Below are 25,561 nucleotides of genomic sequence, written 5' to 3'. Positions count from 1 at the left end.
CGTATCCGCAGCATAGTCCGAAGTGTAGAAATCCCGTAAAATACTGCGCCATAAAACCTTCTTTTCACGCAGGCACAGTATGTTCAACTTCAATTCCGTACGCGAAAACGACAAACGCCAACCCACCATCCGCACCGCCGTGGCAAGTGGCTCCATCAACATGAGCACCTCCGCCATTAAAGTTTTAGCGGAAAACGCCACCCAAAACGCAGGCATCCTCAACGTCGCCCGTATCGCCGCCGTCCAAGGCATCAAGCAGGTCGGACTACTTGTCCCGCTTTACCAGCCCCTCCCGCTGCAACACGTCCGCGTCGATTTCGATGTCGATGTCGAACTCGCCTACGTCAAAGCCACCGTAACCGTTTCCTCGGAAGTCGGCAAAAGCATCACGACCGAAGCCGTCACCGGTGTCAACATCGCCCTCATATCCATTTACGACATGATGAAAGAAGTCGACCAGTCCATGATGATGACCCGCATCCACCTCGAATCCGAAAGCGGCGGCGAACGCGGCCCGTTCGTATTCGACGATGCCTACGAAAACATCGAATTCTGATTGAACAAAAAAAGGTCGTCTGAAAGCCACTTTGAGGTTTCAGACGACCTTTGGCATGAGGCATACGGATAAATATAGTGGATTAAATTTAAATCAGGACAAGGCGACGAAGCCGCAGACAGTACAGATAGTACGGAACCGATTCACTTGGTGCTTCAGCACCTTAGAGAATCGTTCTCTTTGAGCTAAGGCGAGGCAACGCCGTACTGGTTTAAAGTGAATCCACTATACAACAGGGGGCAAACATCGGGACGGCGTTGCCCGTTTTGCCGATTCCATCCGCGATACAACATTCAGACGACCCATCATGAACGACCACCAACTGCTCCGTTACAGCCGCCACATCCTTCTCGACGAAATCGGTATCGAAGGGCAGGAAAAAATCCTTGCCGCCCGCGTCCTCGTCGTCGGCTGCGGCGGACTGGGCGCGGCAGCCCTCCCGTATCTTGCCGCATCAGGCGTCGGCAAACTCATCATCGCCGACCACGACACCATAGACGATACCAACCTCCAACGCCAAACCGCCTTCACCGAAGCCGATATCGGACAAGCCAAAGCGCAAGTGATGGCAGGTCGTCTGAAAGCCGTCAACAGCGCGTGCGACATTACCGCCCTGACCGAAAAGCTGGATGAAGCCCGCCTGACCGAACTCATGCGCACCGCCGACATCGTCCTCGACTGCACTGACAACTACCCCACCCGCCAAGCCATCAACCGCGCCGCCGTCGCCACCCGTACCCCGCTGGTTTCCGGCGCCGCCGTGCGTTTTGAAGGGCAAATCGCCGTGTACCGTCCCGATTTGCCCGACAGTCCTTGCTACGCCTGCCTGTTTGACGGTGACACCGCCGACGACGGCGCCTGCGCCCTCTTCGGCGTATTTTCTCCGCTGGTCGGCATCATCGGCGCCACCCAAGCCGCCGAAGCCCTTAAAATCCTCACCGGCGCAGGCGAACCGGCACACGGCAAACTGACGACCTACAACACCCTCACCGCCAAATGGCAGACATTCCGCGTCCACAAAAATCCGGATTGCGGCGTATGCGGCAAACCGAACAAGGCGTAGTAGGAAGGTTCACTAAAAGTAATAAAAGATGCGGAAACGGTGTTTCAGACGACCTTTTCAAGAAGATTTAAGTCGTAGGAAAGGTCGGTTTTGCATCGATAAAACTGCACCACACGGCTTATTTCACATAAAATGTGATTGCCTGAATCACGAGCAATCTTGGGATGCGCTATGTACACAGAACCCCGGCAAACTGACCACCTGCAAATATCCTTCTCTCCTACTGATCAAGACAGACGCTATGCGGGAAAGCGGCTTTTGCGTTATATAGAGCCTGATTGGCGGCGCAAATATTGGTTTGGTTCGGCTGCGTTCCTGCTGATGTGGGGCATTCTATTCGTCTTTGCTTGTTGGTTGTTTAACGGCATCAATAACACCTATGTTCAAAACTGCTATCTGTTTGCCGATTCGCAAACTGACAGTTTGGAGTACTGTCTGTATAAAGCCAGAGACGACAGCAGCTCCCTATGGATAATGGCGGGTCTCATCTACGCCACCTCCATGGTGATGTATTTTGATCAGCGTTGGACATATCGCAGCTTTGCCCGCAGAGCTGCCCATCCTCTGGAAGGGCGGCGTTTCTCCCTTAGCCTTTCAGCCGAAGGCTTGACACAGGAGGAAGCAGGGCGCAACAGGCATTTTCATCATTGGGCAGGCGTGGAACGTATCATCGAAGACCAAGCATTCCTGCTGTTTTATATCGACCGTAACATCGCCTATTTTATTCCGATTGCCGCTTTTGCAGAGGCGGGAATGGATGCCCACGCGTTTTATACCCGAGCGATGGAGTTGAAGGCTGCGGCAGAGGCGACAAATCCGGACGAAATAAAGGCTACCTGAAAACCTATTTTCGGTTTTCAGGTAGCTTTTGTTCTTCAAATACAGGGCTGATTTAGTCTTTCAACTTCGCCAACTGATTTTGAACTTTCGCCATTTTGTCTTCCAATTCTGCCAAATGGCAGACATTCCGCGTCCACAAAAATCCGGATTGCGGCGTATGCGGCAAACCGTATCGACCCTAGAGCGACAGTTCGTTAAAAGTGATAAAAGATAGGGAAACCAAGTTTCAGACGACCTTTGTTATTATCAAGAACAATTAAGAGACCTCGTATATAGTCACACAAGGGATGCCTGCAAATTCAGCAATTTTCTTGCACAAGCTGCTAGCTGACACTTCGCCAACATGCGGGAAAACAACAGCAAAATCGGAATAAGCCATATCGGCATCAGTGGTATTCGACGGTAAAAAGCGATAATACAAATCTTCAGTTCCACAAACAGAACAAGTGAGATAGCCACCTTCGTCATCAAAATCAAACGAAGGCAATAGGTCTTCTATATCCATCTCCTCACCTTGAGCATAATGTTGACTGCAATGCGGACAAACAAGCTCGCCTTTTCCAAAGTTTTCCAAAGCAGTGAACAGCGTCGGCTCATCTTCAATCTGAAAGTAGATGCCGCGGGAATATCGGGCATTTTTTTCACCTACAAATTCAATAATTCCTTTGTTGGTAAACGTATAACCTAGTTCTCCATAATAAAAAACCTCTTGCAACTCAGGATAAATCCAACCTTGCTCCAGCATATAATTTCGGATCTGTTCTGCAAGCTCCTTTTTTTTCTTCCCTACGGGAGATACAGGAACTATATAGTAGCGATGATCAGACATTTTTTTCCTTTCTAAAAAGGTCGTCTGAAACCCATTTTCAGACGACCTTTCTGTTTCTTCAACCTATCAGTCTTTCAACTTCGCCAACTGATTTTGAACTTTTGCCATTTTGTCTTCCAACTCCGCCAAATCGGCTTTGTCTTTTGCCACCAGATGCGCGGGGGCTTTTTCGGTGTAGCCGGGTTTGGAGAGTTTAGCGTTGAGTTTGTCTAAGGCTTTTTGCAGCTTCTCGGCTTCTTTGCTCAAGCGGGCGGTTTCGGCGGCTTTGTCGATTTCGACTTTCAGCATCAGGCGCGCGCCGTTGCAGACGGCGACGGGGGCGTCTTCGCTTTCGGGCAGGGCGGCGACTTGCTGTGCTTCGGTCAGGCGGGTCATCATCGGCAGGTATTTGAGGTAGTCCGCCAAGTCGTCCGCGCTTTCGACAAACAGCGGGGCTTTCACGTTAGGCTGGATGCCCATTTCACCGCGCAGGTTGCGGACGGCGCCAATCAAATCCTGCAACACGGTCATTTGCTCGAAGGTCGTCTGAACGATTTGTTCGCGGTCGGCTTCTGGGAAGCGGGCGAGCATGATGCTGTCGGCGGTTTTAGCGTCGCACATGGGGGCGACGGTTTGCCACAATTCTTCGGTGATGAAGGGGATAATCGGATGCAGCAGGCGCAGGGCGGCTTCGAGTACGCGCAATAAGGTATGGCGTGTGGCGCGCTGACGGCTGGCGCAGCCGGTTTGGAGCTGTACTTTGGCGAGTTCCAGATACCAGTCGCAATAGTCGTTCCACACGAAGCTGTACAGGGTTTCTGCTGCCAAATCAAAGCGGTAGGTTTCGTAGGCTTGCGTAACCTGCTCGATGGTCTGATTCAGACGGCCTATGATCCACATATCGGGGAAGGAGTAGCCGCGCGGTTCGGTGGCGGTTGCGCCGTAGCCGCAGTCTTGGTTTTCGGTGTTCATCAAGACGAAGTTGGTGGCGTTCCAGATTTTGTTGCAGAAGTTGCGGTAGCCTTCGGCGCGTTTGAAGTCGAAGTTCACGCTGCGACCCAAGCTGGCGTAGCTCGCCATGGTGAAGCGCAATGCGTCCGCACCCATGCTGGGAATGCCTTCGGGGAAGAGTTTCTTCGTGGCTTCTTCCACTTTTGGCGCGGTTTCGGGTTTGCGCAGACCGGTCGTGCGTTTCACCAGCAGCTTGTCCAAGTCGATGCCGTCAATCAAATCGACGGGGTCGATGACGTTGCCTTCGGATTTGGCCATTTTTTTACCGTCATAGTCGCGCACGATGCCGTGGATGTACACGTCTTTAAACGGTACTTTGCCGGTGAAGTGGGTGGTCATCATAATCATGCGCGCCACCCAGAAGAAGATGATTTCGTAGCCGGTGACCAAGACGTTGGACGGCAGGAAGGCTTTGAGTTCGTCGGTTTCAGACGGCCAGCCGAGCGTGGAAAACGGCACGAGCGCGGAGGAGAACCATGTGTCCAATACGTCTTCTTCGCGGGTCAAGCCTGTTTTGCCGGCTTGTTTTTCGGCTTCTTCCTGATTGCGGGCGACGTAAACATTGCCTGCCTCGTCGTACCACGCGGGGATTTGATGGCCCCACCACAGTTGGCGCGAGATGCACCAGTCTTGGATGTTGTTCATCCATTGGTTGTAGGTGTTGACCCAGTTTTCGGGGATGAAGCGTACCGCGCCGCTGTCGACGGCTTTTTTGGCTTTGTCGGCGAGGCTCAAGCCTTTGAATTCGCTGTCAGGTTCGCCGCCGTTCGGTGTGGCGGACATGGCGACAAACCATTGGCTGGTCAGCATCGGCTCAATCACCGAGCCGGTGCGGTCGCCTTTCGGCGTCATCAGCGTGTGCGCTTTGATTTCGACCAACAAGCCTTGTTCCTGCAAATCGGCAACCATTTGTTTGCGCGCGGCAAAACGGTCTAAGCCTGCGTATTTTTCAGGCAGGGCAAAGCCTTGTTGCGCTTCGCCTTTGAAGTTGAACACTTCGGCGTTTGCCAGCACTTTGGCTTCCAAATCGAACACGTTAACCAAGCGCGTGTCGTGGCGTTTGCCGACTTCGTAGTCGTTGAAGTCGTGCGCAGGCGTGATTTTCACGCAGCCTGTACCGAAGTCTTTTTCAACGTATTCGTCGGCAATCACGGGGATGGTGCGGCCGGTCAGCGGCAGGATTAATTCTTTACCAATCAAATGGGTATAACGTTCGTCTTCGGGATTAACGGCAACGGCAACGTCGCCCAGCAGCGTTTCGGGACGGGTGGTCGCCACGATAACGGCTTCGGCAGGATTGTCCGCCAGTGGATAGCGGATGTGCCACATAGAACCTTGTTCTTCCACGCTTTCCACTTCCAAATCCGACACCGCCGTGCCAAGCACGGGATCCCAGTTCACCAAGCGTTTGCCGCGGTAAATCAAGCCTTGCTCAAACAGGCGCACGAACACTTCAGTCACGGTTTCGGCGCGCACATCGTCCATCGTGAAATACTCGCGCGTCCAGTCTGCGGAACAGCCCACGCGGCGCATCTGCTGCGTAATCGTGCCGCCGGAAACTTCTTTCCATTCCCACACTTTTTCCAAGAATTTTTCACGACCCAAATCATGACGGGATACGTTTTGCGCGGCAAGCTGGCGTTCGACCACAATCTGCGTGGCGATGCCCGCGTGGTCGGTGCCGGGAATCCAGGCAGTGTTGCAGCCTTTCATGCGGTAGTAGCGGGTCAGGCCGTCCATGATGGTTTGGTTGAAGGCATGGCCCATATGCAGCGTGCCGGTTACGTTGGGCGGCGGCAGTTGGATGGAAAAAGACGGTTTGGTCAAATCCATATCGGGCTGGAAATAACCTTGGGTTTCCCAGTTTTGATAGTGTTTGGATTCGATTTCGGCGGGATTGTATTTGTCTAACATGGTAAAAAATGCTGTCTGTAAAAGGGTTTGCGGGCAAACGTCTGTTTAAAAAATAATTGCGGATTATAGCGCAAAAAGGTCGTCTGAAACGGAATATCGTTTCAGACGACCTTTTTGAAACAAATCGAAACGGGCTTATTTGCCTTTGTCGGATTTGGCTTCTTTCTTCAGGGAAGCGTACAACTCAGGGTCGCGGTTTTTCAGCAGGGAGGCAATCGCCAAATCGTCGCGGTTTACTTTTGCCAAGTCAACGCGTTCGATGTGTACCAAGCGCAGCAGCTCGCGTACAGGTTTGGGCATATTGCGGCCGGATTCGTAACGTGAACCGCCGGATTGGGTTACGCCGATACGGCTCCAAAAGTCCATTTGGTTCAAACCGAGTTTTTTGCGGATATCGCGGATGTTGTCAATTTTCTCAAACGACTTCATGAAAATTCCTTTTTCTTCTGTATTGTTTGTTGATAAGCAATTCTGCTTCTTCACATTGGGAAAGTGCAAATTAGTTTTCGGCGGCAAATTTCCTTACAGGGGAAATCATTAATTGCGACATAGAAAACTATCTATACTGAATTGTTAGACAGTATATTCGAAAGAAGTTTTGTGGAATTCTTCATAAATTGGCTAAATATTTCCAAGTTAAATATTTTATAGAAGAAAAAACATTTAAAACAATAGGATAGTAATTGGGTGTCGGTAATATTTTACACAAATAAACAGTCGTTTCGGGAATGTTGCGTTTGACATTATTTATTATACATAATTGTTTTGCATGAAATTATGGAGAAAGTGCAGTGGAGATGGGCAGATTTGTCTATATCTCAGCCTGATGTTTAGATCTGGATTGGGTGATCGGGAATGGTTTTGATAGGGGCAATTTAAAAGGTCGTCTGAAAACGAGGTTTGCGGGTTTCGCCAACAACCTTGTTTATATTTCAGACGACCTTTTTGCTTTGAGAGCGGGATGGTTTGACAGATTAGGGTTTGCCGGTGGCAGGGCTGATGGTCAGGATTTCGTAGCCGGTTTCTGTCACTAAAACTTCATGTTCCCATTGGGCGGAGAGGGAGCGGTCTTTGGTCACGACCGTCCAGCCGTCGTTTAGGATGCGCAGGTGGCGTTTGCCTTGGTTGATCATCGGCTCGATGGTGAAAATCATGCCGGGCTTCAGGACGACGCCTTGTCCTTTTCGGCCGTAGTGCAGGACTTGTGGGGCTTCGTGAAAACCGCGTCCGATGCCGTGGCCGCAAAATTCTTGTACGACGGAATAGCCTGCGTTTTCGGCAACTTGTTGGCAGGCGTAGCCGATGTCGCCTAAGGTTGCGCCGGGTTTGACGGCAGCGATGCCCGCCATCATGGATTCGTGGGTGATGTCAATCAGGCGCTGGGCGATAGGGGAGACTTTGCCGACGGTAAACATGCGGCTGGAGTCGCCGTGGAAGCCGTCTTTTTTGATGGTCAGGTCGATGTTGATGATGTCGCCTTCTTTGAGCGGCTTGTCGTCGGGAATGCCGTGGCAGATGACGTGGTTGACGGAAGTACAGCAGGATTTGGGGTAGGGCGGGTTGCCGTAGTGCAGGGGGGCGGGATAGCCGCCTTGGACGTTGACGTGGTAGTCGTAAACGAGTTTGTCGATTTCGTTGGTGGTCACGCCGGGTTTGACGAATTGTCCGATGTAGTCGAGGGCTTCGGCGACGAGCTTGCCCAGTTCGCGCATTTTCTCGATTTCTTCAGGGGTTTTGATGATGATTTCGTTCATGTTGTTTCCTTGATGGTTTCAGACGACCTTAGTGCGGCACAAAGGTCGTCTGAAAGGGAAGGGGATGAGTCGGCAGCTTGCTTTAAGCACACTGCAACGAGGCGTGCGGACGTTTCGGCTTTTTTGGATTCGCGACTGATGCCGGAAGTTCAGATTAAAGCCGAACGCCAGTCCGCACTAGAATAGATTGTCGATGACTTCTTTGGATTTGGAAGGGGCCTTAGGTTTCGGAGTCGGCTTAGGTGCAGGCTTGGCTGCTTCGGGTTGGCGTTGTTCGGGTTTTGCCGCAGGTTTGGATTCGGTCGACTGTTCCGACGGCGTACGTCTGTTGCCTGCTGCGGGAAGTGTACTGCGCGGCGTTTTTTCTTCGGTATCGGGCGTTTCGGTTACAGCAGGTTTGGCATTTGCTTTGTTATTGGCGGGTTTATCTTCTGAGGCTTCGTCCTCAGTCGGGGTGGTGTTGCTGTTTTTGCCGTTTGATTTGTTTTTAGGCGGGATGACGGGATTGCGGGAATCGGTTTTTTCGTCGTCGTCAAGCTCGGCTTTGGCGGCAGGCTTGGTTCTGTCCTCTTCGGGAGCGCCGATGGGACGCCAGACTTCGACAGGGGTGTCTTTGGGAACGGGTTTATTTTTAATGGCTTCGCGTTCTTGGGAGTCGTGGCTCTTGATGGTGCTGATGACGCCGATAACCAAGGCGGCAACAGCAATGATGCAGACGCCGAAAAAGGCTCTGATTAAATGTTTGGGTTTGAGTTGGAATGAGGATTTAGGGGTTTTGGACATGATAAATCGGTAAAAATGAAATCAATCGGGCGGATTGTATCGTAATAGGTCGTCTGAAACAAAATCAGGTTTCAGACGACCTGTCAGTCAAGGGGCAATCCTATGGCTGTGGGGTGTAGTTTTGATACAGGGTAACGACTTTTTGTACGCCCACGGTGGTGCTGACGCGTTGGGTAACTTTTTCTTGTTCTTCAGGCGTCAGGATGCCCATCACATAGGTCACGTTGCCGTAGGTCACGATTTTGACGCGCGCCTGCGTGGTGGGCTTGAGGCCCAAAAGGGCGGTGCGGACTTTGGATGTGCCCCATGTGTCGTTGGTTACGTCGCCGAAGGTGCGTCCTTGGGGGGCGACGGTGATGTAGTTGTACACGCCTTCGGCGGCTTGTTCGGCACGGGCGATTTGTTCGACGAATTGTTTTTCGCCTTCAGTGGCGACTTGTCCGAGCAGCAGCAGGTGGCGGTTGTAGCCGACGACGTTGAGTTTGGGGGTGTAACCCTGCGCTTGGTTGTTTTGGCGCAGGTAGGAGCGGGCGGTGGTTTCGACGCGTACCGCCATTACGTTGTCGTCGGTTTGCGCGCCTGTGGTGCGGCGGTCGACGGCGGATTTGGTGCCGACTGCCGCGCCGCCGAGGAGTACGCCGACACAGCCGCTGAGTGTCAGGCTGAGGAGGAGGGCGGTCAGAACGGGTGCGGTATGACGTTTGATGTTCATATTTTTTCCTTGATGATGGGTTCGGCGGATATGTTTCAGACGACCTTTAAAAGGGGTCGTCTGAAAAAAAGGCTTACATTCCTTCAAGCAACATGGAGTCGATGCAGTCGCACATGGCGTGTATCAGCAGGATATGGTTTTCCTGAATGCGGGCGGTGCGCGGGTAGGGGACGTTGAGCAACACGTCGGTGTCTTTGAGCATGGCGGCGATTTTGCCGCCGTCGCGGCCGGTCATGGCGATGACGTGCATATCGCGTTCGTGTGCCGCTTTGATGGCTTCGATAACGTTGGCGGAGTTGCCGGAGGTGGAGATGCCGACCAAAACGTCGCCGGCACGTCCGAGCGCGCGCACTTGTTTGCTGAACACATGGTCAAAGCCGTAGTCGTTGCCGATGGCGGTCAGCGCGGACGTGTCCGTCGTCAGCGCGACGGCGGCAAGTTCCATGCGCTCTTTTTCAAAGCGTCCGGTCATTTCGGCGGCGAAGTGCTGCGCGTCGGCAGCCGAACCGCCGTTGCCGCAGGCTAAAATTTTGCCGTCGTTCATCAGGCATTGCAGCATCAATTCCGCTGCTTGAGCAGTCGGCCCGACCAATACTTTTTCGGCTTCCTGCTTGGCAAGGATGCTTTCGGCGAAATGGGCGGCAACGCGCTCTTGTAATGTCGTCATATCGTCAACCTGTAATATTCTTTATCCATTCGGGCGGGCGGTTTCCTTCTATCAGCACCGCATCGATGCGGCACGCGCTATCCGTCATGCCGTTTTGTTGCAGATAATACTCCGCAGACCGTTGCAGTTTCAATAACTTAGACGGCGAAATACTGTATGCGGCACCGCCGAAACCCTGATTTTTGCGGTATTTTACTTCAACAAACAGAATCATGTTACCGTTTTTGACAATCAAGTCGATTTCGCCGTAAGCGCAGTGCCAGTTGCGTGCGATGAGTTTGCAGCCTTGCGAAAGAAGAAACGCCAGCGCGCTATCTTCGCCCGCCACCCCTTGTTTGTGGTTCAGACGCATGGAGGTTTACCCCGTATAATATCGTTATATTGTTTTCAGACGACCTGATAAAGCCATGTTTCAAAAACACCTTCAAAAAGCCGCCGACAGTATTGAAAAACGGACATTATACGTTGTCGCCACGCCCATCGGCAATTTGGCGGACATCACCCTGCGCGCGCTCGCCGTCCTGCAAAAAGCCGACATTATCTGCGCCGAAGATACGCGCGTTACCGCACAGCTTCTGAGCGCATACGGCATACAGGGCAAGCTCGTCAGCGTGCGCGAGCATAACGAACAGCAAATGGCGGACAAAATCATCAACCATCTTTCAGACGACCTCACTGTCGCACAAGTTTCCGATGCTGGTACGCCTGCGGTTTGCGATCCCGGTGCGAAACTCGCCCGCCGCGTGTGCGAGGCAGGGTTTAAAGTTGTCCCCGTTGTCGGCGCGAGCGCGGTCATGGGTGCGTTGAGCGTTGCGGGCGTTACCGAACCCAATTTCTACTTCAACGGCTTTCTGCCGCCTAAATCCGGCGAACGGCAGAAGCTGCTCGCCAAATGGGTGCAGGCTGATTTTCCCGTTGTGATGTTTGAAACCCCGCACCGCATCGAAGCCACCCTCGCCGACATGGCAGCACTGTTCCCAGAGCGCAGCCTTACCCTCGCCCGAGAAATCACCAAAACCTTCGAAACCTTTCTTAGTGGTACCGTTACTGAAATTCAGACGGCCCTGAAAAACGACGGCAATCAGGCGCGCGGCGAAATGGTGCTCATCCTCCATCCCGCTACCCGTGAAAAACACGATACCTTGCCCGATGCCGCGCAAAACGTTATGAAAATCCTCGCTGCCAAATTGCCCACCAAACAGGCTGCCGAACTTGCCGCCAAAATTACCGGCGAAAGCAAAAAAGCTTTGTACGATTTGGCATTGGAGTGGAAGCGGGTTTCAGACGACGTTTGAGAGTAGGAGGTCGTCTGAAACAAGAGGGAAGGGCAGTTGTTAAGCGATAATTGTATTAACATGGGTTATATGTTAAATCGCAGGCATCTCGTGAAGAGAAGATTCAATTTACTTGATTGCCCAAATGTTTGCCAAGTTCGCATCGTTTTTTTAAACAAAATAAATCAGAAGCTCTCAGTAAGGCTTGATATTGCAGGTCGTCTGAAACGTTCAGACGACCTGCTTTTAAAGTTAAGATGGAAATATCAGAAATTCCCCGAGTTAAATGTCTGTAATTGTATGTAATGCGTGATATAATGCGAGTTCTTTGCCTTACGTTAAGGTGAGGTCAGATATAGACTCACAAAGATTAACATATTGCTTGACGGACATAGGCTTCTTGATTATATTTAGCCTCGCATTACTGTCGGGATTTCCCGTTTTTATGAAGCAGATTCTCATTTTACAAATTCTGGTTTTGACAGCGGTTGCGCTGATTAGCGCCGCATTTTCAGGTTCGCCGGGATTTTGGTCTGCTGTCGCAGGTGGGTTTTCCTATCTTATTCCCTCCGCTTTCGCAGTTTTACTTTTAAAACTTTCCAAACATAACCCTTTGTATCATGGTAAGGCGTTCATTATTGGGGAAGTTTTAAAAGTAGTGCTGTCGCTGGTGATGATGCTTGCCGTATTCATGGTTTGGCATCAGTCTTTGATATTCTTTCCGTTCTTGTTCGGATTGCTCGGTGTCAGCCATTTAGTTTTTTTAGTATCGTTGAGAGTGAAGCATTATGGCAGGTGACAAAATTACTGCTACTGATTACATCACGCACCACTTGCAAAGTTTAACCAGCCTTTCCGATGTGGCTAAAGGACAGGGCTTGGACAATATTGCTGATTTTTCTTTTATTAATATTGATGCAATATTTTTCTCTGTATTGTTGGGTGTAATCGGAAGTTTCCTACTTTTGCATGGGGCTAAGAAGGCGACGGCGGGTGTGCCCGGGCGTTTTCAAGCTGCTGTCGAGATTTTGTTTGAGTTTGTGGATGATATGTGCAAAAGCATTATTCACAACGAGCAATCTCGAAAAGCCATTGCACCGTTAGGTTTGACGCTGTTTGTATGGATTTTCCTGATGAATGCCATGGATATGCTGCCGGTGGATTTGTTCCCGTGGCTGTGGCAAAACATTATTACAGGTAACCATCATGCATTGCTGCGCATTGTGCCGACTGCAGATTTGAATACTACTTTGGCGTTGGCTATCGGTGTCTTGGTAATTTGTATTTATTACAATATCAAAATCAAAGGTGTTCGTGGTTGGATTCATGAGTTGTTTAGCGCTCCGTTCGGCGCCAAACTCGCTCCTGCCAACTTTCTTTTGAATCTTGTTGAATTCCTTTCTAAAACAGTTTCTCACGGTATGCGGTTGTTCGGTAATATGTATGCCGGTGAGCTGGTGTTCCTCCTGATTGCTTTGCTGGGTGGTGCTTGGGCATCATCTGGAAGCGTTGAAGTGTTGGATCCGATTCTGTTTGGTTTCCACATCCTTGCCGGATTGGCATGGGCAATTTTCCATATTTTGGTGATTACCCTGCAGGCATTTATCTTTATGGCCTTGGCGTTTGTCTATATCGGACAAGCTCATGATGCACATTAATTATTAGGTAGTTTTTCATTAACTTTCTTTGTTTTCTCAAGGAGTAAAAAATGGGTTTGGTAGCAATTGCATGTGGTTTGATCGTAGCATTGGGTGCATTGGGTGCCTCTATCGGTATCGCAATGGTTGGTTCCAAATATTTGGAGTCTTCTGCGCGTCAACCTGAATTGATTGGTCCGCTGCAAACTAAATTGTTCCTGATCGCTGGTCTGATTGATGCTGCATTCCTGATTGGTGTGGCTATTGCACTGTTGTTCGCCTTCGTTAAACCATTTGGTGCATAATCAAACGGCGTGTTCCGTCTAGGTACAGACTTTGGTCTGTTTGATTAACACTAGTACGAAGGTTAACTAACGTGAATATTAATGCAACCTTATTCGCTCAAATCATCGTCTTTTTCGGTTTGGTTTGGTTTACCATGAAATTTGTGTGGCCGCCGATCGCAAAAGCATTAGATGAGCGTGCCGCAAAAATTGCCGAAGGCTTGGCTGCTGCCGAGCGCGGTAAGAGCGATTTTGAACAGGCAGAGAAGAAAGTTGCAGAACTCTTGGCTGAAGGGCGTAACCAAGTTTCCGAAATGGTAGCTAACGCCGAAAAACGTGCCGCCAAAATCGTAGAAGAAGCGAAAGAGCAAGCTACTGTCGAGGCAGTGCGGATTACAGCACAAGCTAAAGCTGATGCCCAGCAAGAAATGAATCGTGCACGCGAAGTTTTGCGTGAACAGGTTGCTGCGTTGGCGGTTAAAGGTGCCGAGTCTATTTTGCGCAGTGAAGTGGATACTTCCAAACATGCGCAGTTGCTCAGTGCTTTAAAACAGGAGCTGTAATCTTATGGCTGAGTTCGCAACGATTGCCAGACCTTATGCAAAAGCATTATTCAATCTGGCGCAGGAAAAAAACCAAATTGAGTCTTGGTTGGGCGGACTGGAAGAATTAGCAGCGGTTGTTCAAAATCAGAAAGTGATTTCTTTGATCGAGCAACCTGAAACAAATACTTCTGAGAAGGTAAATTTGCTTGCCGAACTCGTTGAGTTAAAAAGTGATGAATTGAAAAATTTCATTACTGTTTTGGCAGAGCAAAAACGTTTGCCTGTATTGCCTGAAGTCTATGCTCAATATCAAGCTTTAACCTTGTCATTCAATCATACTAAGTCCGCTGTAATTTACAGCGCTTATCCATTGACTGAAGATCAACTGGCTGAGTTGGCTGAAATATTGAAAAAACGCTTTGACAGTAAGTTGCAAATTACAACTGAAGTTGCGCCTGAATTAATTGGCGGTATCAAAGTTGAAGTGGGTGACCAGGTCTTGGATTTGTCGGTGCAGGGTAAATTGAATGCCCTGTATGCGACTATGACAAATTAGGAGAGTTTTCATGCAGCTTAATCCTGCTGAAATTAGCGATTTGATTAAAGCTAAAATTGAAAATCTGTCTGGAAATACAGAAGTGCGTACTCGTGGTACGGTTATTTCTGTAACAGACGGTATTGTTCGTATTCATGGCTTGTCAGACGCAATGCAAGGCGAGATGCTCGAATTCCCGGGTAACACTTTCGGTTTGGCGATGAACTTGGAGCGTGACTCCGTCGGCGCCGTAGTGTTGGGTGAATACGAACATATTAAAGAAGGCGACACAGTTACTTGTACCGGTCGTATTTTGGAAGTACCTGTCGGTCGCGAGTTGGTTGGTCGCGTTGTAGATGCACTGGGTCGTCCGATTGATGGCAAAGGTCCGATCAACACATCTTCTACTGCACCCATTGAAAAAATTGCACCAGGTGTGATTGCCCGTAAATCGGTTGACCAGCCTATGCAAACTGGTCTGAAGGCCATTGACTCAATGGTTCCGATTGGTCGCGGTCAACGTGAGCTGATCATTGGTGACCGCCAAACAGGTAAAACAGCCGTAGCATTGGATGCTATTGTTAACCAAAAAGGTACAGGCGTTATCTGTATTTATGTTGCAATCGGTCAAAAAGCGTCTTCTATTGCTAACGTAGTACGCAAATTGGAAGAGCATGGTGCAATGGAACACACGATTGTGGTTGCTGCGACTGCTTCTGAAGCTGCGGCTCTGCAATATATCGCACCTTATGCAGGTTGTACTATGGGCGAGTTCTTCCGCGACCGCGGTGAAGACGCATTGATTGTATATGATGACTTGTCCAAACAAGCTGTTGCTTACCGTCAAATTTCCCTGTTGCTGCGCCGTCCTCCCGGTCGCGAAGCATATCCTGGCGACGTTTTCTATCTGCACTCCCGCTTGTTGGAACGTGCTGCCCGTGTAAATGAACACGAAGTTGAAAAACTGACTAATGGCGAAGTGAAGGGTAAAACAGGCTCTTTGACTGCATTGCCGATTATTGAAACCCAAGCCGGCGACGTATCTGCGTTCGTACCGACAAACGTGATTTCGATTACCGACGGTCAGATTTTCTTGGAAACCGACTTGTTTAATGCTGGTATCCGTCCTGCGATTAATGCCGGTATTTCGGTATCGCGCGTAGGTGGTGCAGCGCAAACTAAAGTAATTAAAAAATTGGGTGGTGGTATCCGTTTGGCACTCGCTCAATATCGTGAGTTGGCAGCCTTCTCGCAATTTGCTTCCGATTTGGATGAAGCTACACGCAAACAGCTGCAGCACGGTGAAGTGGTTACTGAATTGATGAAGCAAAAACAATTCAGCACTTTGGATACAGCCGAAATGGCTTTGACCTTGTGGGCCATTAATAATGGTTCTTACGAAGATGTACCGGTATCCAAAGCATTGGCCTTCGAAGCAGAATTTTTGAGCTTTGTACGCACTCAGCATCCTGGTGTTTTAGAAGCAATCAATGCATCAGGTGCGATGTCCGATGAAAGTGAAAAAGCATTGACCGAAGCCATGAATTCTTTCAAATCTTCTTATGCTTACCAAGCCTAAGAGCTGAAATGAAAGGAGTCTGAAATGGCAGTCGGAAAAGAGATTCTCACCAAAATCCGTAGTGTTCAAAATACCCAAAAGATCACTAAAGCAATGCAGATGGTGTCAACCTCTAAAATGCGGAAGACTCAGGAACGGATGCGCTTGGCGCGTCCGTATGCCGAAAAAGTGCGGACAGTTATGAGTCATTTGGCGCGAACCCATGAAGATCACGGTATTAAATTATTGGCACCTCATCGTGAAACACGTCGGGTAGGTTTCATTTTAATCACCTCTGATAAAGGTCTTTGTGGTGGTTTGAACGCGAATGTTTTGAAGAAATTCTTAGCGCAAGTCCAAGAATACCAAGAACAAGGCATTGAAGTTGATGTCGTCTGTTTAGGTAGTAAAGGTTTGGCAGCTTGTCAAAATATCGGTTTGAACGTTATTGCCAGTGCGATTAATTTGGGTGATACCCCAAGAATGGAATTGCTGCTTGGTCCATTGACTGAAATCTTCCAACGTTACGAGAAGCATGAGTTAGATAAGATACATCTGGTGTATTCATGTTTTGTGAATACCATGCGTCAAGAACCACGGTTGGAGGTTCTGCTGCCTATCGGCGAAAATGTGATAGAAGACGAGGAGAGTTATTCTTCATTCAGTTGGGAATACCGTTATGAGCCAAGTCCTGTCGCTGTGTTGGAATATCTGGTTCGCCGCTATTTAGAGTCTGTGGTTTACCAGGCATTGAGTGATAATATGGCATCTGAGCAAGCTGCGCGTATGGTGGCAATGAAAGCGGCCACCGACAATGCGGGCAATGCCATTAAAGAGTTGCGTTTGGTATATAACAAATCGCGTCAAGCTGCGATTACCACGGAATTGTCAGAAATTGTAGCAGGTGCGGCGGCAGTTTAATGTCGTCTAAAACCTGAACAGGAAATTAGGATACGATAATGAGCCAAGGCAAAATCGTACAAATTATTGGTGCGGTAGTTGACGTGGAGTTCCCACGTGATGCCATTCCGCGTGTTTACGACGCCCTGAAATTGGATGCAAACGGCCTGACTTTGGAAGTGCAACAGCTTCTGGGTGACGGCGTAGTCCGTACTATTGCAATGGGTAGTTCGGATGGTTTGAAACGCGGCATGACTGTAAGCAATACAGGTGCGCCGATTACAGTGCCGGTAGGTAAAGGCACGTTGGGACGTATTGTCGATGTATTGGGTACGCCTGTTGATGAAGCAGGTCCGATTGATACCGACAAACACCGTGCCATCCATCAGACAGCTCCGAAATTTGATGAACTGTCTGCGACTACTGAGCTGTTGGAAACCGGCATTAAAGTGATTGACTTGCTGTGTCCGTTTGCCAAAGGCGGTAAAGTAGGTCTGTTCGGTGGTGCCGGTGTAGGCAAAACCGTCAACATGATGGAATTGATTAACAACATCGCCAAAGCACATAGCGGTTTGTCCGTGTTCGCAGGTGTGGGTGAGCGTACCCGTGAAGGTAACGACTTCTACCACGAGATGAAAGATTCCAACGTATTGGACAAAGTGGCGATGGTTTACGGTCAGATGAACGAACCTCCGGGTAACCGTCTGCGTGTAGCCTTGACCGGTTTGACGATGGCCGAATACTTCCGTGATGAAAAAGACGAAAGCGGTAAAGGTCGTGACGTATTGTTCTTCGTGGACAATATCTACCGTTACACCCTGGCCGGTACCGAAGTATCCGCATTGTTGGGCCGTATGCCTTCAGCAGTAGGTTACCAACCGACATTGGCTGAAGAAATGGGTCGTTTGCAAGAGCGTATTACCTCTACCCAAACAGGCTCCATTACTTCTATTCAAGCCGTATATGTACCTGCAGATGACTTGACTGACCCGTCTCCTGCAACGACATTTGCCCACTTGGACGCCACTGTCGTTTTGAGCCGTGACATTGCCTCTTTGGGTATTTACCCAGCAGTTGACCCGCTCGATTCCACTTCGCGCCAACTGGATCCGATGGTATTGGGTCAAGAACACTATGACGTAGCCCGCGGCGTACAATCTACCCTGCAAAAATACAAAGAATTGCGCGATATTATTGCCATTCTGGGTATGGACGAATTGTCAGACGAAGATAAACTGACCGTGATGCGTGCGCGTAAGATCCAACGCTTCCTGTCGCAACCGTTCCACGTTGCCGAAGTATTTACCGGCTCTCCCGGCAAATATGTATCGCTGCGTGACACCATTGCCGGCTTTAAAGCTATCTTGAACGGTGAATACGACCATCTGCCTGAACAAGCTTTCTACATGGTAGGCGGTATCGAAGAAGCGGTCGAGAAAGCGAAAACCTTAAACTAAGGAGGTCGGCATGAGCATCATGCGAGTTGAAGTGGTAAGTAGCGAGCAGAACATCTATTCAGGCGAAGCCAGTTTTGTAGTGGTTCCGACTGTTCAAGGTGAGCTCGGTATTTATCCGCGACACGAGCCGATTATGAGTTTGGTACGTCCCGGTGCATTGCGTTTGACCGTGCCCGGCGAAGCCGAAGAAGTGCTTGTTGCCGTTTCCGGCGGGGTGCTGGAAGTACAGCCTAACCAACTTACTGTATTGGCGGATGTTGCCGTACGCAGTTCCGAGATGGATCGCGAGCGCGCCGAAGCTGCCAAAAAAGCGGCGGAAACCGGCATTTCTCAAGCTAAAGACGATAAGTCGTTGGCTGAAGCGCACAAAGCCTTAGCCGCTGCGATTGCCCAGCTCAAAACCTTGGATTATCTTCGTTCGCACAAAAACAAATAAACAGATTTGCTTTACAAAAAGCACGGTTGATTACCGTGCTTTTTATTTTTTGGATTGACTGGAAAATATGAAAAATTTGCTGGGATAAGTTTAAATAGGGGAGAACATTCTATAGTGGATTAAATTTAAATCAGGACAAGGCGACGAAGCCGCGGACAGTACAGATAGTACGGCAAGGCGAGGCAACGCCGTACTGGTTTAAAGTTAATCCACTATAACAAGTCCAAATCAAAAGGTCGCCTGAAAAATCTTGTTTCAGGTTTTCAGACGCCCTTTCGTTTGCCGGCTGCTTGGCATCATGCGGTTTGTGGAATAGTTTTGATACCGTTTGCGAGGGAAGGGCGGGTTGGATATTTTCCAGTTCGAATGACAATGATTATGTTTGGAGGTCGTCTGAAAATTTTGTCTTACGGTCTTGTGTTGTTTGGAAGGATGAAAGGCTATCAAGAGAAAAGTGTGAGGAAAGGTCGTCTGAAAGCTATGTTCAAGGTTTAATACCATGGAAGCTGCGTTTTCAGACGACCTTTTCATCGCTATTGCTTCACAGGCTTCAAAGTCGGCAAAACCGTATCCCAAATGGCAAGGACTTCGGCTTCGCTGCGCTTCGTCCCGTCTTTTTTCTCAGTGCCAAACTGCATCATGATGCGCGGATCGCCACCGTCGCGCTCCCAAAAGAACATATATTTGTTACCGCCCCATTTCACCAATTTTTCCTCTCCCGACATGCCGTTGATGGTACGTTTGCCTTGGCGGATGGTGTGCGTTAGGGCTTTAACCATTACACCCTTATCTAAATTAACCTTGCGTTTCAACAGTGTCGCTTCGCCTGCTTTCAACACATCGCCGTGCATGATTTCCAAACTCATATCGTGTTGTTTGGCAAATGCGACGGTGCTATGAACCTCAAACGGCATTTTACCGTCATCAGCGATAAAACCGCCTATCAGGCAGATGCCGTGTTTATTTGGCACTTCAAATTCCTGTCTTGTTTTCAAACCGCTGAGGATTTCTTGGCGGAATTTTTTCTCTATGGTGTTTATCGCTTCTTTTTCTTGGGCTTTCCAGTTGGCAGGAGCTTTGCCGTTTTCGGCGGGGATATAGAAAAAACTGCGTACGATATAAGCGTCATCATTATCCAGCTTGAAATATAAATCGGCTTCGTAAGGCATGCCATCTTTCCCGATAATATTTTCCCAATGGAATCCGCCGCGTGTTACCTGCATCATTGCCCGATCCGGAATCAGGGTGCGGGTATCGACGACAATATCGGTTCCATCATACCCACTATGTTTGAACCTATTGATAGTCCTAACGTTTCTATCCCAATCATTAAACATAACCATCACACTCCAGCCGTTGTAAGTCATGTGCGTACTGCCATGACGGCGTTTGGACGGCAGGCGCAATTGATAGCGGCCGCTGCAATAAGGCTGTTCGGTCCAGTAGGCGGTGTCGATGGCGGTTTTGGTAACGGTTGGCGAAGTTTCTGCCGATGGGGACGCGGTGGGCGTGCAGGCTGTGGCTGCGAGTATGAGGGATAGGGCAGTTATGCGGATGATCATGGATAAGCTCCGTGATTGAATAGGGGTCGTCTGAAAGTATAGTTTGATTCAGACGACCTTTGTCATAAAACGGGCTTGGCGGTATTTATTGAATATGGGTGGAAATCTGAGGTGTGTTTGGGCGTGCTTGAGGTTTGGGATGGCTTTTACTGCCTGATGGTTTGAGACAAGTCTGTGTTTATGCCTAACTATTTTTCTTCTTTATTGTCTTTTCCCAAGGTATCGTCTTTTGTTACGGCTTTATTTGCAAAAATTGTTAATATCCGAAAATTTGATTATACTCATAAAGTATTAGTGCTTTTGGTTTATAATCCATTATTGTAGATTCACTTTTTAGTCTGAATCTGCCAATGCCCGATTGAAGACCGTTATGTAAAAAATGGCAGCGATGCGTATTTCGATTGCCGTTTTTCTCGGTGGATTTAAATAAACAGGCAAAGCAGGAGCTTGGCGTTTTATCTCAATCCACTCAAAACAACAGAGAGAATTTATGGACACAACCAAACCTACTCCCCGTTCCGAACAACAAGCCAACCGCCGCTATCTGACCGTGTGGCGGTGGCATTTTTATTTCGGACTTCTGGTCGCTCCCTTTCTGACCCTGCTTGCCGTAACAGGTCTGGGAATGCTGCTGTTTGCCAATATTACCGGCAAAGAGGGTGAGCGTATAAACGTTACCCCGCAGGCGCAAGTGCAGCCTTTGTCGGCGCAGGCAGAAGCGGCACGGCAATCTGTGAACCCTGAAACCGCGTCGGTGGTGCAATATGTCGCGCCGCGCGCCAATGATATGGTTGCCGTGTTCCGTGTGGACAATGGCGACAACTCGATGATGGTCGCCGTTGATCCCTATACGGCGAAGGTCGTCAATTCAACGCCGCGCAATGACGGCTGGTATCACATCATGGACGAAATCCATGGCGATATGATGATCGGTCCGGTGGGCGACTATATACTGGAAACAGCGGCTTCGCTGACTATCCTGATGATTATTACCGGGATTTACCTGTGGTGGGCGAAACAGCGCAGCCTGAAATCCATGCTTGTGCCGAAAGCAGGCAAAGGACGCACATGGTGGCGCAGCATGCACGGCGCATTCGGTACTTGGGTTTCTTTGCTTCTATTGCTGTTCTGCCTGTCGGGCGTTGCTTGGGCGGGTATTTGGGGCGGTAAGCTGGTTCAGTCTTGGAGCCAATTCCCTGCCGGTAAATGGGGCGTCGAACCGAACCCTGTATCTACCGTGCCGACCCACGGCGATGTCTTGAACGACGGCAAAATCAAAGAAGTACCGTGGGTTCTGGAGCTTACGCCTATGCCTGTTTCCGGTACGACGAAGGGCGAAAACGGCATCAATCCGAGCGAACCGATGACTTTGGAAACGGTTGACCGCTTTGCCCGCGAAATCGGTTTCGAAGGCCGCTACAAGCTTAATCTGCCTAAAGGCGAAACAGGCGTGTGGACGCTGTCTCAGGACTCGATGAGCTACGATATGCCGAGTCCGACCGCCGACCGCACGGTACACATCGATCAATACAGCGGCAAAGTGCTTGCCGACATCCATTACGACGATTACAACTTCTTCGGCAAATTCATGGCGGTCAGCATCGCGCTGCACATCGGTACGATGGGTTGGTGGAGCGTGCTGGCGAACGTTTTGTTCTGCTTGGCGGTCATCTTCATCTGCGTCAGCGGCTGCGTGATGTGGTGGAAACGCCGTCCTACAAAAGCGGGCGGACTGGTTCCTCCGGCGCAGAAAATCGAGCTGCCGGTATGGTGGGCAATGGCTGTGCCGCTGTTGATTGTGGCGGTATTGTTCCCAACTGCCATCGCCGCCATCGCCGTGATTTGGATTTTGGATACGGCTTTGCTGTCGCGGATTCCGGCGTTGTCGCGGTGGTTCAAATAAACTATAGTGGATTAAATTTAAATCAGGACAAGGCGACGAAGCCGCAGACAGTACAGATAGTACGGCAAGGCGAGGCAACGCCGTACTGGTTTAAAGTTAATCCACTATAAACGCTTATGGCGCGTGGCAGACGATAAGCCGTCAGGCTTGATTTGCCAAAGCTAAAAGGTCGTCTGAAAACCAAATTAGGTTTTCAGACGACCTTTTTTTGAAGATTAACTGCAAATACTTGAATCGGTCAGAAGCTAAGGGGAGATAATCTACTTCAGTTCCTTAAGTATTTTTTGGGTTGTATGAAATGCTCCGCTTCCTTCAGGATTTCAGGTTTCACAATTCCCTGTAAATTCTTAGTGGGAATGGTCAATTCAGGTCTGCCTAAAGAATACGCACCAATTTCGTAACTTTGATACAGGAAAGTCAAGCCGTTTTTATCGAAACGCCAGTTTTCCGTGGCGGAAAATTTGTCACTATTGTATCCACTAATGTAATCACGTGCTTCTTCTTCGGTGTCATCACTATTTTCCTTCAGGTATTTGACATAGGCTTCTTTAATCAGATGCGTCAGCTTTGCTTTTTGTCCGGGCAACAGGATATCATCCAATTTAAGCGGCTTCGGATTGGCAATGCCGCGTTTCAACACCATCAGCGTGTGCACGCCGTTTCCGTGTGCGCCACAGGTATATTCCCAGTCTTCTTGTCCGAAAACGGCATAATTGGGCGTATAGCCTTCCAGTTCTAACGTATCCACATAGTCCAACGCACAAGGAGAGCCATCATCTTTGCCGAGTTTCCTATTTTCCCGATTGGTCTCCTTTACGTCTTTGTCGCGTATTAAGGTCGTCTGAACCGATTTCTGCGTAGGCAGTTTGCCCCCCATTTGTTTTCTGATCCAGTCATCCAAATGTTTATCGCCGGTAATCGGATAGCCGACAGTAAGTTGATGGCAAAGGGGTTTGCCTTCACTGTTTTTTCCGTCACAGGATTTGGCTTCCAAGGTTTTGGATTGAAACGATAAAGGAGCAGCCTGAACATTTGCAAAGAAAACGAGGGACAATGCTGCGGCAGCAAGCGTTTTGCGGAACATATCAACACCTATTAGGATTTTGATTTAATTAAAGGAAAGCCCAATGCTTCGCGGCTTTCGACGTATTTCTGCGCTACGGTGCGGCTCAGCACGCGGATGCGGCCGATGTAGGTGGCGCGTTCGGTAACGGAAATGGCGCCGCGTGCGTCTAAGAGGTTGAAGGTGTGTCCGGCTTTGAGGACCAGCTCGTAGGCGGGCAGGGCGAGGCTGGCGTTTTCTTCGGCGAGCAGGCGTTTGGCTTGCGCTTCGTAGTCGTTGAACTGGCGCAGCAGCCAGTCGGCATCGCTGTATTCGAAGTTGTAGGTGGATTGTTCGACTTCGTTTTGGTGGTACACGTCGCCGTAGGTGACGGTGTTGCCGTCGAGCGTTTTTGCCCAAACGAGGTCATAGACGTTTTCTACGCCTTGCAGATACATCGCCAAGCGTTCAATGCCGTAGGTGATTTCGCCGAGTACAGGCGTGCAGTCGATGCCGCCGACTTGTTGGAAGTAGGTGAACTGGGTCACTTCCATGCCGTTGAGCCAGACTTCCCAGCCCAAGCCCCATGCGCCGAGGGTGGGGTTTTCCCAGTCGTCTTCAACGAAGCGGATGTCGTGGACTTTGGGGTCGATGCCCAATTCGCGCAGGGAATCGAGATAGAGGTCTTGGATATTGGCGGGCGCGGGTTTGAGGGCGACTTGGAATTGGTAATAGTGTTGCAGGCGGTTGGGGTTGTCGCCGTAGCGGCCGTCTTTGGGGCGGCGGCTGGGTTGGACATAGGCAGCAAACCAAGGCTCGGGACCGAGCGCGCGCAGGCAGGTGGCGGGGTGGGAAGTACCGGCGCCGACTTCCATGTCGAAAGGTTGGATGACGGTGCAGCCTTTGTCTGCCCAGAATGTTTGCAGTTTGAAGATGATTTGTTGGAAGGTGAGCATGGCTTATGTTTCGGATTGGGATAAAAGGGGGATTTTACTGTTTTGACGGTGTTTTGGGTAGGTGTACAGGCAGATGGAATGACGGGGCGGCGGTGTGATTTGACTGTCAATAAATGCGGAAACATGCCACAATGCCGTTATCCTGTTGTCTGTTTTAATCTGTTTTGATTGAATTTGAGGAGTCGCCCATGACCCCGATTTTGGCTTTCGATATTGAAACCGTACCTGATGTGAACGGCATCCGCCTGTTGTACGACCTGCCTGCCTCTTTGCCGGACGACGAGGTGGTCTTGTTTGCCCAGCAGAAACGCCGCGCCCAAAACGGCTCTGACTTTATGCAGCACCACCTGCACCAAGTAGTTGCCATTTCCTGCTGTATGCGCTGGGGGCAGGACAAAATCCATGTCGGCACCATAGGCGAAATGCACGACAGCGAAGAGGAAATGATCGCCAAGTTTTTCGACCTTATCGAAAGCCATACGCCGCAATTGGTCAGTTGGAACGGCGGCGGCTTCGATCTGCCCGTCCTGCATTACCGCGCGCTGATACACGGCATTGCGGCGGCGCGTTATTGGGATATGGGCGAGGGCGATTTCGGCGACAGCCGTGATTTCAAGTGGAACAACTACATCAGCCGCTACCACAACCGCCATTGCGACCTGATGGATCTGCTCGCCCTGTACCAACCGCGTGCCAATGTGCCGCTGGACGATATGGCGAAACTTTGCGGCTTCCCTGGCAAACTGGGCATGGACGGCAGCAAAGTTTGGGAGGCGTTCCACGCAGGTCGTCTGAAAGACATCCGCGATTATTGCGAAACCGATGCGGCAAACACTTATTTAATGTTCTTGCGCTTCCGCCTGATGAGCGGCGCTTTGGACGCGGACGAGTATGAAGTGGAAGTCAAACGGCTGAAGCATTACCTGACCGGACAGGCTCAGGACAAGCAGCATTGGAACGAGTTTGTCGCCGCGTGGCGTTAACAACGCGGTGATTTCCTAAAGCCCTGACGATGGGCGGAAAGCCGCTAATTTATAGTGGATTAACTGTAAACCGGTACGGCGTTGCCTCGCCTTAGCTCAAAGAGAACGATTCTCTAAGGTGCTGAAGCACCAAGTGAATCGGTTCCGTACTATCTGTACTGTCTGCGGCTTCGTCGCCTTGTACTGATTTAAATTTAATCCACTATGCAATAGCGGTGTATCGGTCTGGATTGTTTTCCTGATACTGACAAGCAGAGACCTTTGCAAAATTCCCCAAAATCCCCTAAATTCCCACCAAGACATTTAGGGGATTTTCCATGAGCACCTTCTTCCGGCAAACCGCACAAGCCATGATTGCCAAACACATCGACCGCTTCCCAC

The 25,561-nt window shown here is 49.8% G+C and carries 26 protein-coding genes and 1 pseudogene; 15 read left to right on the top strand and 12 right to left on the bottom strand.

Features of this window, described 5'->3' with window-relative positions:
- Positions 1 to 79: 79 nt before the first annotated feature.
- The 3 genes from AAG834_RS07300 (at position 80) to AAG834_RS07290 (ending at position 2,459) form a co-directional block, all read left to right on the top strand.
- Complete coding sequence (locus AAG834_RS07300) at positions 80 to 556, top strand: cyclic pyranopterin monophosphate synthase MoaC (protein WP_003780054.1); 477 nt, start codon at positions 80 to 82, stop codon at positions 554 to 556.
- A 307-nt stretch (positions 557 to 863) separates the two neighbouring features.
- Entirely contained in the window at positions 864 to 1,619 is a 756-nt protein-coding gene (locus tag AAG834_RS07295; protein ID WP_342031726.1) for a HesA/MoeB/ThiF family protein, read from the top strand.
- Positions 1,620 to 1,790: 171 nt separating this feature from the next.
- Positions 1,791 to 2,459 carry a YcxB family protein gene (locus AAG834_RS07290; RefSeq protein WP_049222826.1) on the top strand — a complete coding sequence of 223 codons (669 nt, stop codon included), beginning with the start codon at positions 1,791 to 1,793 and terminating at the stop codon, positions 2,457 to 2,459.
- A 256-nt stretch (positions 2,460 to 2,715) separates the two neighbouring features.
- On the opposite strand, the gene AAG834_RS07285 is transcribed toward AAG834_RS07290, so the two are convergent.
- The 8 genes from AAG834_RS07285 to AAG834_RS07250 form a co-directional block, all read right to left on the bottom strand.
- Positions 2,716 to 3,288 carry a hypothetical protein gene (locus AAG834_RS07285; protein WP_342031725.1) on the bottom strand — a complete coding sequence of 191 codons (573 nt, stop codon included), beginning with the start codon at positions 3,286 to 3,288 and terminating at the stop codon, positions 2,716 to 2,718.
- A 66-nt stretch (positions 3,289 to 3,354) separates the two neighbouring features.
- On the bottom strand, positions 3,355 to 6,192 hold the full coding sequence (locus tag AAG834_RS07280; protein ID WP_342031724.1) for a valine--tRNA ligase: 2,838 nt from the start codon (positions 6,190 to 6,192) through the stop codon (positions 3,355 to 3,357).
- A 135-nt stretch (positions 6,193 to 6,327) separates the two neighbouring features.
- Positions 6,328 to 6,621 carry a helix-turn-helix domain-containing protein gene (locus AAG834_RS07275; protein WP_003744960.1) on the bottom strand — a complete coding sequence of 98 codons (294 nt, stop codon included), beginning with the start codon at positions 6,619 to 6,621 and terminating at the stop codon, positions 6,328 to 6,330.
- Positions 6,622 to 7,166: 545 nt separating this feature from the next.
- Positions 7,167 to 7,946, bottom strand: a complete 780-nt coding sequence (map, locus tag AAG834_RS07270) for a type I methionyl aminopeptidase (RefSeq protein WP_003768885.1) — start codon at positions 7,944 to 7,946, stop codon at positions 7,167 to 7,169.
- Between the two features lie 177 nt (positions 7,947 to 8,123).
- A complete protein-coding gene (locus AAG834_RS07265) occupies positions 8,124 to 8,729 on the bottom strand; it encodes a ribonuclease E (RefSeq protein WP_342031723.1) in 606 nt (201 codons plus the stop codon).
- A gap of 100 nt (positions 8,730 to 8,829) precedes the next feature.
- A complete protein-coding gene (locus AAG834_RS07260; protein ID WP_070514357.1) occupies positions 8,830 to 9,441 on the bottom strand; it encodes a BON domain-containing protein in 612 nt (203 codons plus the stop codon).
- Between the two features lie 73 nt (positions 9,442 to 9,514).
- Positions 9,515 to 10,108 (bottom strand): phosphoheptose isomerase, encoded by a 594-nt coding sequence (locus tag AAG834_RS07255; protein ID WP_193618066.1) that lies wholly within the window; start codon positions 10,106 to 10,108, stop codon positions 9,515 to 9,517.
- Positions 10,109 to 10,112: 4 nt separating this feature from the next.
- Positions 10,113 to 10,460, bottom strand: a complete 348-nt coding sequence (locus AAG834_RS07250) for a YraN family protein (RefSeq protein ID WP_342031722.1) — start codon at positions 10,458 to 10,460, stop codon at positions 10,113 to 10,115.
- A gap of 55 nt (positions 10,461 to 10,515) precedes the next feature.
- Between AAG834_RS07250 and rsmI the strand changes: the two genes are divergently transcribed.
- From rsmI to AAG834_RS07200, 10 genes are all read left to right on the top strand, one after another.
- Entirely contained in the window at positions 10,516 to 11,403 is an 888-nt protein-coding gene (rsmI, locus tag AAG834_RS07245; protein ID WP_342031721.1) for a 16S rRNA (cytidine(1402)-2'-O)-methyltransferase, read from the top strand.
- Between the two features lie 424 nt (positions 11,404 to 11,827).
- Positions 11,828 to 12,181: an ATP synthase subunit I gene (locus AAG834_RS07240; RefSeq protein WP_342031720.1), complete on the top strand. Its 354-nt coding sequence runs from the start codon at positions 11,828 to 11,830 to the stop codon at positions 12,179 to 12,181.
- Positions 12,171 to 13,040, top strand: coding sequence for a F0F1 ATP synthase subunit A (gene atpB, locus AAG834_RS07235; protein ID WP_342031719.1), 870 nt, complete (start codon positions 12,171 to 12,173; stop codon positions 13,038 to 13,040). The genes AAG834_RS07240 and atpB overlap by 11 nt, the downstream gene beginning before the upstream one ends.
- A 50-nt stretch (positions 13,041 to 13,090) precedes the next feature.
- Complete coding sequence (gene atpE, locus AAG834_RS07230; RefSeq protein WP_003760443.1) at positions 13,091 to 13,324, top strand: F0F1 ATP synthase subunit C; 234 nt, start codon at positions 13,091 to 13,093, stop codon at positions 13,322 to 13,324.
- 71 nt (positions 13,325 to 13,395) lie between these two features.
- On the top strand, positions 13,396 to 13,866 hold the full coding sequence (locus tag AAG834_RS07225; protein WP_003760441.1) for a F0F1 ATP synthase subunit B: 471 nt from the start codon (positions 13,396 to 13,398) through the stop codon (positions 13,864 to 13,866).
- Between the two features lie 4 nt (positions 13,867 to 13,870).
- Positions 13,871 to 14,404 (top strand): F0F1 ATP synthase subunit delta, encoded by a 534-nt coding sequence (locus tag AAG834_RS07220; RefSeq protein ID WP_342031718.1) that lies wholly within the window; start codon positions 13,871 to 13,873, stop codon positions 14,402 to 14,404.
- Between the two features lie 10 nt (positions 14,405 to 14,414).
- On the top strand, positions 14,415 to 15,962 hold the full coding sequence (atpA, locus tag AAG834_RS07215; protein ID WP_003760437.1) for a F0F1 ATP synthase subunit alpha: 1,548 nt from the start codon (positions 14,415 to 14,417) through the stop codon (positions 15,960 to 15,962).
- Between the two features lie 24 nt (positions 15,963 to 15,986).
- On the top strand, positions 15,987 to 16,862 hold the full coding sequence (gene atpG, locus AAG834_RS07210) for a F0F1 ATP synthase subunit gamma (protein WP_003780079.1): 876 nt from the start codon (positions 15,987 to 15,989) through the stop codon (positions 16,860 to 16,862).
- Between the two features lie 38 nt (positions 16,863 to 16,900).
- Entirely contained in the window at positions 16,901 to 18,298 is a 1,398-nt protein-coding gene (atpD, locus tag AAG834_RS07205; RefSeq protein WP_003760432.1) for a F0F1 ATP synthase subunit beta, read from the top strand.
- A gap of 10 nt (positions 18,299 to 18,308) precedes the next feature.
- A complete protein-coding gene (locus tag AAG834_RS07200; protein ID WP_003741652.1) occupies positions 18,309 to 18,734 on the top strand; it encodes a F0F1 ATP synthase subunit epsilon in 426 nt (141 codons plus the stop codon).
- Positions 18,735 to 19,267: 533 nt separating this feature from the next.
- On the opposite strand, the gene AAG834_RS07190 is transcribed toward AAG834_RS07200, so the two are convergent.
- Positions 19,268 to 20,296, bottom strand: coding sequence for a T6SS immunity protein Tli4 family protein (locus AAG834_RS07190; protein WP_342031717.1), 1,029 nt, complete (start codon positions 20,294 to 20,296; stop codon positions 19,268 to 19,270).
- 490 nt (positions 20,297 to 20,786) lie between these two features.
- On the opposite strand from AAG834_RS07190, the gene AAG834_RS07185 reads away from it, so the two are divergent.
- A complete protein-coding gene (locus AAG834_RS07185; protein WP_342031716.1) occupies positions 20,787 to 22,199 on the top strand; it encodes a PepSY-associated TM helix domain-containing protein in 1,413 nt (470 codons plus the stop codon).
- Between the two features lie 265 nt (positions 22,200 to 22,464).
- On the opposite strand, the gene AAG834_RS07180 is transcribed toward AAG834_RS07185, so the two are convergent.
- Together AAG834_RS07180 and glyQ are read right to left on the bottom strand one after the other, a co-directional pair.
- Positions 22,465 to 23,283: an RsiV family protein gene (locus AAG834_RS07180; RefSeq protein ID WP_342031715.1), complete on the bottom strand. Its 819-nt coding sequence runs from the start codon at positions 23,281 to 23,283 to the stop codon at positions 22,465 to 22,467.
- Between the two features lie 11 nt (positions 23,284 to 23,294).
- Entirely contained in the window at positions 23,295 to 24,197 is a 903-nt protein-coding gene (gene glyQ, locus AAG834_RS07175) for a glycine--tRNA ligase subunit alpha (protein ID WP_342031714.1), read from the bottom strand.
- A 188-nt stretch (positions 24,198 to 24,385) separates the two neighbouring features.
- On the opposite strand from glyQ, the gene AAG834_RS07170 reads away from it, so the two are divergent.
- Positions 24,386 to 25,180, top strand: a complete 795-nt coding sequence (locus AAG834_RS07170; RefSeq protein ID WP_003744040.1) for a 3'-5' exonuclease — start codon at positions 24,386 to 24,388, stop codon at positions 25,178 to 25,180.
- Positions 25,181 to 25,374: 194 nt separating this feature from the next.
- On the opposite strand, the pseudogene AAG834_RS07165 reads toward AAG834_RS07170, so the two are convergent.
- A pseudogene (locus AAG834_RS07165) lies at positions 25,375 to 25,561 on the bottom strand (hypothetical protein); the annotation flags it as partial.

The organism is Neisseria sp. Marseille-Q2251, from assembly GCF_940793045.1.
Taxonomy (GTDB): Bacteria; Pseudomonadota; Gammaproteobacteria; order Burkholderiales; family Neisseriaceae; genus Neisseria.
Note: the sequence above shows the minus strand (reverse complement) of the source record. Positions and strands in the feature narration are given on the sequence as shown.